This window comes from Rhizobium sp. SVR5-2C (genome assembly GCF_056755115.1).
The window spans coordinates 1-5,610 of record NZ_JBNDHT010000236.1 but is presented as its reverse complement, the minus strand read 5'-3'; the positions used below and the strand labels follow the sequence as shown (position 1 = coordinate 5,610).

Below are 5,610 nucleotides of genomic sequence, written 5' to 3'. Positions count from 1 at the left end.
CTAGGGTCTGGCGGCCCTCAAACAGCAGCGCCCGTAATGATGACTGCTGGAGGCCGGACCATGCGCCTTCGTGGGTAACAAAGCAAACGCTATCTTCCAAAGGGATAACATGTGCAGCAGCTAAGGGAGGGGTGGCGGCATGTGTCCGCATCTTCTGCTGTAAGAATAAAATTGCAAGGATCGCTCAGGCATGATCTTCGGGGACTTCAGCTATCGGGCAGTTGTCTTTTAGCAGCACGGCCTCGATCTCGACGTGGGACCTGCAACTGTTGCCGCCTCAGGCAGGGGTTTCGATTGATGGCCAGTTCGAGATAAGCGGCAACCTTTCGGTAAGCGACAAAACTGATCCCATCGATCAGTCCTTCATCCACCTTGAGCCGGCCCGCCCCGGCCGCAAGCGGCACAATCAGCGATCCCAGAATGAACGGACGCGCGAATTTGATCTCAGTTTCCGTTGTTCTCATGGCCGGATCGCCAGCGCGGAACTTTGACACAACAAACGTGCGCGGCGGAGCCTGGAAGTCTTTGCGCTCCGGTTAACTTTCACCGCCTCTGTAATAGCCTTGGAGCGAATGGTGGTCTGGTCCGGATTGGATGCGCTTCTGTAGAATTGATCCGTGCGGACAAGGTCGCTGCGCCAAATCATTGTGGCTATCCGTCTTCTTTTCGAATTATCCCTGCCGAACCTACTGCTCCCCCTCATTCTCCCAGCACGCGACTGCATCCGGATATGCCCGTTCCCGGCGCGCCAGCGAGGCGGGATAGTCTTTCAACGAGAGGGTACTCGCCTTGATGCGGCGAATAATCACCACTTCCTCGTGGTGATCTGCGCCCTCTGCGGCTTGCATCGCGGATGTGGGATAGTCGGCGCGCTTGAGAGGTTTTTGGCGAAGTGCTTCGCAGGCCTCATTGATCGGCATGATTTTACAGGTTACGCCGATGAGATCACCGATGCCCGCTTCGAAGGTGGAGCCCCTGGAGTTCTCTCGAAAGCGCTATCTGATCTTCAAGCGGCAGGACACAACATCAGCGACGGGGACGTTGCTGCAGCAAAGATGCGCGAATTTATGGTGGGGGTCGCTAAACTTGAGCACAAATGGGCTACCAGCTAGTTTCCCGCTTCATGGTCTTTGCTCGAAGCGGCTTCGCCAGACGACGAGAGCGGGAATCCCGCACAACGTCAGGCGGCATAGATAACCCGCGGCAAGGGGCTGGGATGGGTCCTAGGCGCTACTGAACCAGCCACGCGGGGCTGCCGAACTTTCTATGAACACATTACGCCTCTATATACCGGTCATCGGCATTGCTGATTGAGCGCTGGAATGCATCTGTCGCTCGCAAATGCCGCAGTCGCTTTCTGCTTTTGACCACGGATGTATTGGCACTGGTTTGAGATGCGATGTGATGAAGGTCGGTGCGGTTTCGCCCCGGCCTTTTTTGTTTTCCCGTCAAAGAAAGCCGAGATCAGCAAAAGTTCGCAAATTTGGCTGAGCGCCCTACATCTTCCTCTTGAGCAAGGAGATCGATATGAACTGCCTCTTGCATTTTGCAGCTAGCTCGAACGGCGATAACTGGTTCTTGGGAACTAACGAAATCACCAAGATGGATTTCGTTCTTCACCGCGGTAATCCATCCTCGGGAGGCCACGAGACGAAATCTGCTGTTCAGGTTTTTCTTGATAAGCGGCCGTTTGGTCCAGAGCGCGACGCTTTACTTGCGATGCTTGCAGTGCGGGTGACACGTGCAACCTCAACGAAGGATTAGGCATGCGCGTGTTTTTGGGCATCATCTACGCCGCACTCCTCGCCGGCAGCGCGTCGGCTCAGACGCTGAACACAGCTAATTTCGTGTTCGCCAACGAAGCAGCGCAGGTCATCGGCGGTGCTGATGGCTGCGGCTACAAGCTTGACGATGAGAAGCTTACCGCTTTCCTGGACAAGATAGCTGACCTCGACGCAACCTCGAGGATGCAATTCACCAGTGCCCGAGGCATGCAGGCGAAGGTGATCAATTCGATGGTCGAGACAGAGAAGAAGGCCCAGTGCGCACTTCAGGCCAAGAAGGCCGAAAAGTACGGCATCACTCCCTAGCCACTCCTCAAGCCAATCGTTCATGATTGCATGTTGATGCTCGACAGGGCGTCTTGGCGTGGGACCGTCGCGCTGCAGCACCTCACGGCGATATTTTGTCTCGCCATTAGGCTTTGCACTCAGCGAGTCGGCCATCAATTTGCAACGCATTGCAAGTCGAAACATTCGCTAGATCGCGATCGACGAATTGCAGCGACGAGGGCGGGGCACATTTGTTCTGCATGTGCTAGCGTAGGCCCGCGACGCAAACTGGTAGGCGTTTCCAGCGGGCGGCCTCGCAAGAAATGGTCCGTATCACAACCCATAAAGCCGCAGTTCTCAATGTGGCAAATGCGGAAGCGTGCAATGGTAGTTCGGCTTCGTGTCATCATCGGCTTGAGCGTCCGTCTTCAAGAAACGCTTCGAAAATACTGGATCGATGCGATCTGGCTGCTCCAATGCCCAATCGGCTCAGATATGGTAGGCTGACTGCCTATTGAGCGACCTCACCGACTTCACCGCACGCCAGCTTGGTTAGCGGGCCGGACGAAGGGCTTACGACTATTGCGCGGTGAGCTTTTTCTTTAGGGGGCAGCCCATACTGCCCCGCCCTTATCACGCCAAGCATGTTGCCTCGGTCGCGTACACGCGAAACCCGGAAAGAGTGCCGGGTTTCGCGCTCCCGGCACGGCCGGAATTCAGCGTGCAGCCACGCCGATGGATTAGATTTTGAGCTCGCCTAGGTTTACAAGTCCCGCGAAAGCTCGTTGTGAACCTTCCGCACGCCTTTGATCCTTCCGGCAATCTCCTCGGCGCGAGAAATCTCCTCGTTCACATGCACCCAGCCGGCGAGCGTGATATCACTCCCGCGCGCCGTGACGAAAATATAGCTCGCATCGAGCTCACCGGCACAGGCAAGCGCGTTGCACACGGCCGATTCAAGATCGGCTTCTTCGGGAAGGCCCGCTGCTGCTGGGCTTACGATGCTCAGATGTTTTCTGTCGACCGACATGGCTTCGTCTCCTGCCCGAACCGACGCGGGCGTAATACCCTATCGGCGAATATCGTCTGCCGATAGGGTGTACCGGTGCTTGCCGCCGCGGCCATAGGCTTTGGCTGCGGCTTCGAGAATGGCAGTGCGCGACGCATCGAAAGCGCTCAGGCACTCCACCTGAGAGCGGCACGCCTGGCTTGTAGTACGCAAGGCATTCGCCTCAATCAGAAATCGCACTTCGAACACGCCGTCGTAGCCAGAGAAACGAACTCCGTCCCGGCTTTCGTCGAAACTTCGGCTTATATTAGGAAAAGTCAGAGGCATCGCATTCTCTCCGAAGGGGCGGTTGGCCCGAGGGTTCATTTGGACTGGCTATTGCCTTTGCGGAGATAGATGCGATCCGCCGCTAAACGCGTCAGGCGACGGGGCCAACTTAGTAGGGCGACGTACCCTGTTGACGGTAAAGGCACGGGCCATGCCGCTCATTCGGGATGCTGTTTCGGAAGTATCAGGGTGGCCTGTGCGGTCCTGCGAAGGCATCGAACTGACCGGCGGGTTCTCCCATTCCGCGATGAGAAGGATATGGGGCGCGAGAAGGCGATTGCAATGAGCAACCGCGGAACTAAAAGCGCGGCAGATTCTCCGCTTTTACTTCGAACGCACCAGCCATGGCCTAAGCCGCCCGCCCACCGCACTGCGTCCATTCACCTCAACGTCCTGGCGCGACTTCCTACCTAAAGCTCTTCGGAGAATGATTGTCGCCTACCTTCTCGGTCATCGTCGGGAAAGCACCCTGCACTGGACCGCGAGATAGCAAAAACAAAGCCGTTCAACGCAATGGCGATCGAAGAGTGCGAACATGTCCTCAGCACCCTCGGTAAACGGCTGCACTTCTCGGCATCAATCGCTAAACATCAAGGGGACCCGACCTGGTGACCATTGAAGGAACTCGGCGATCGCGTTCTCGCGAACTTCTCAGAGATTGCTTGCAACGCTTCCGATCACGCGGACGCCGTCATAGTCGAAGCAGTCGAATTGCGCGGCCGCTACGAGCTGGACCGGCCGCGAGGGACCTTGCATTGACGATTGGGAGGAGGGGCAAACTGCATCCATCGCATAGTGACTTTAGAAGGGGCGACAAGCATCCTCATCCACCCGCCGCGCGGACTTCACGTAAAATCCGGCGAGTAGTCGAACGGCCTCCTCCACAAAGCGCGTAGACGACAACGCCGGCACAGCGGAGATCGAAAGGCAGTGCTCTTCTAGAACTGTCCGGAAATCTCCAAGGCTCTGTGCCGTCGTTTGATCGCCGGCAACATCGGCCTCCTGAGAGGCAAACTCAAGATGCGCAATAAGGCGCTCAACGACAGCAGCACGCTCCTCTGGCTTCATATCTATGATGCTCGGTAGTTTCATGGTATCAACTCCTCAAGACGAGGGAGAGATGTTCGGTGAGCGGTTCCTGGGGCACCTAAACTATCCGCCGAGCACAGACCCTAGAGCCTATCTGGTGACGTTGCGATCAGATACAAGCGGATACGGCGAATAACTAAGACGTTACTAATGTGTTTGCGCTCCGTCCCGATCAGGGCATCGTCTCGGTAGCCATTGAACGGGCGCTGCCGATTGAGGAAATTTGCGCCGCTGTCTCTGTTCAGCCACAGTCGTCAATGCCAGGCGATGGAGTTGTCACGTTATCGAGCGTGAGCGGTGTTTGTCGCAAGCCGTCTGCAATCAAGCGGTAGCGCGGGTGACTGCCTTCCAGTGCGCTATTGCGCGGATGCGATGAATGTGAGTGGACAGCGCGGATCGTTTATGACTTGGGGGACGAAGAGATTTCGAACCGCGGAGAAGATCGAGATGAAGCGCTGCAAACTTCCCGGGGATCGGAAGCCTTGCATCGTCCTCTCCCGCTTCCGCAGTGGCAGATGGGAATTTTCCGCTCGATTATTGAGACCCTTGTGGGATTTGTGCTCGACAGCCGGCATAACTTCTCGCTTGGCCGCGCGCCATACGAGCGGAGCTTGTCGGTGATGATCCGCTTGGGCGGCATACCTGCTTTCTTCAGTAGCCGGATCAGCAGGCGTTTAGCAGCCTTGGTGTTGCGGCGGGCCTGGACGAGCTCATCGAGCACGTATCCGTCCTGATCGATGGCGCGCCACAGCCAGTGTCTCCTCCCGCCGATCGTCACGACCAGGCGAGTGGCGCGGGGGAGTTTCACCCCCACGCTCTCTCAGAACCGGACGTGATACTCTCGCATCATCCGGCTCCCATTGTTCGACCGTATCCATGAAGCAGAGGCCAATGGGCGAACAACCGAGGTTGGCGCTGCGCGATGCGCAAAAGCCAATGTTGGGATCGCCGCTTGTGCCTACGCAAGGACTTGTACTTTCCCGTAGCCCATCGAGCCAAGTATCGTTCGATGCTCCAGAGCGTAGGTTGGAGAGCTGAAGGACAGAACCGACCATAATAATTGATCCAGCCGCGGATGTATGAGTTGAACATCCGTGCCAGATCATCGAGAGCCTTGTCACTGCGAAGGTGCAA

8 protein-coding genes and 1 pseudogene are annotated in these 5,610 nt (G+C 56.8%); 2 read left to right on the top strand and 7 right to left on the bottom strand.

The features are described 5' to 3' along the window. Positions 1-206: 206 nt before the first annotated feature. Together ACPYOI_RS34620 and ACPYOI_RS34615 are read right to left on the bottom strand one after the other, a co-directional pair. Positions 207-464 carry a hypothetical protein gene (locus ACPYOI_RS34620; RefSeq protein WP_481420122.1) on the bottom strand — a complete coding sequence of 86 codons (258 nt, stop codon included), beginning with the start codon at positions 462-464 and terminating at the stop codon, positions 207-209. A 222-nt stretch (positions 465-686) separates the two neighbouring features. Beyond that, positions 687-920 (bottom strand): hypothetical protein, encoded by a 234-nt coding sequence (locus ACPYOI_RS34615; RefSeq protein WP_481420121.1) that lies wholly within the window; start codon positions 918-920, stop codon positions 687-689. Between the two features lie 607 nt (positions 921-1,527). Between ACPYOI_RS34615 and ACPYOI_RS34610 the strand changes: the two genes are divergently transcribed. Continuing rightward, the gene (locus ACPYOI_RS34610; protein WP_481420120.1) at positions 1,528-1,764 is read left to right on the top strand and encodes a hypothetical protein; all 237 of its coding nucleotides are present in this window, start codon (positions 1,528-1,530) and stop codon (positions 1,762-1,764) included. Positions 1,765-1,766: 2 nt separating this feature from the next. Continuing rightward, a complete protein-coding gene (locus ACPYOI_RS34605) occupies positions 1,767-2,090 on the top strand; it encodes a hypothetical protein (protein ID WP_481420119.1) in 324 nt (107 codons plus the stop codon). A gap of 724 nt (positions 2,091-2,814) precedes the next feature. Here the strand turns inward: ACPYOI_RS34605 and ACPYOI_RS34600 are convergent. The 5 genes and pseudogenes from ACPYOI_RS34600 to ACPYOI_RS34580 all read right to left on the bottom strand — a co-directional run bounded on the left by ACPYOI_RS34600 (position 2,815) and on the right by ACPYOI_RS34580 (position 5,610). After that, positions 2,815-3,081 (bottom strand): BON domain-containing protein, encoded by a 267-nt coding sequence (locus tag ACPYOI_RS34600; protein ID WP_481420118.1) that lies wholly within the window; start codon positions 3,079-3,081, stop codon positions 2,815-2,817. 39 nt (positions 3,082-3,120) lie between these two features. After that, complete coding sequence (locus tag ACPYOI_RS34595) at positions 3,121-3,387, bottom strand: DUF1488 family protein (protein WP_481420117.1); 267 nt, start codon at positions 3,385-3,387, stop codon at positions 3,121-3,123. A gap of 801 nt (positions 3,388-4,188) precedes the next feature. Beyond that, the gene (locus ACPYOI_RS34590) at positions 4,189-4,479 is read right to left on the bottom strand and encodes a hypothetical protein (protein WP_481420116.1); all 291 of its coding nucleotides are present in this window, start codon (positions 4,477-4,479) and stop codon (positions 4,189-4,191) included. Between the two features lie 318 nt (positions 4,480-4,797). Then, positions 4,798-5,260: pseudogene (locus tag ACPYOI_RS34585) on the bottom strand (IS6 family transposase); the annotation flags it as partial. A gap of 62 nt (positions 5,261-5,322) precedes the next feature. Continuing rightward, complete coding sequence (locus ACPYOI_RS34580) at positions 5,323-5,610, bottom strand: group II intron maturase-specific domain-containing protein (protein WP_481424046.1); 288 nt, start codon at positions 5,608-5,610, stop codon at positions 5,323-5,325.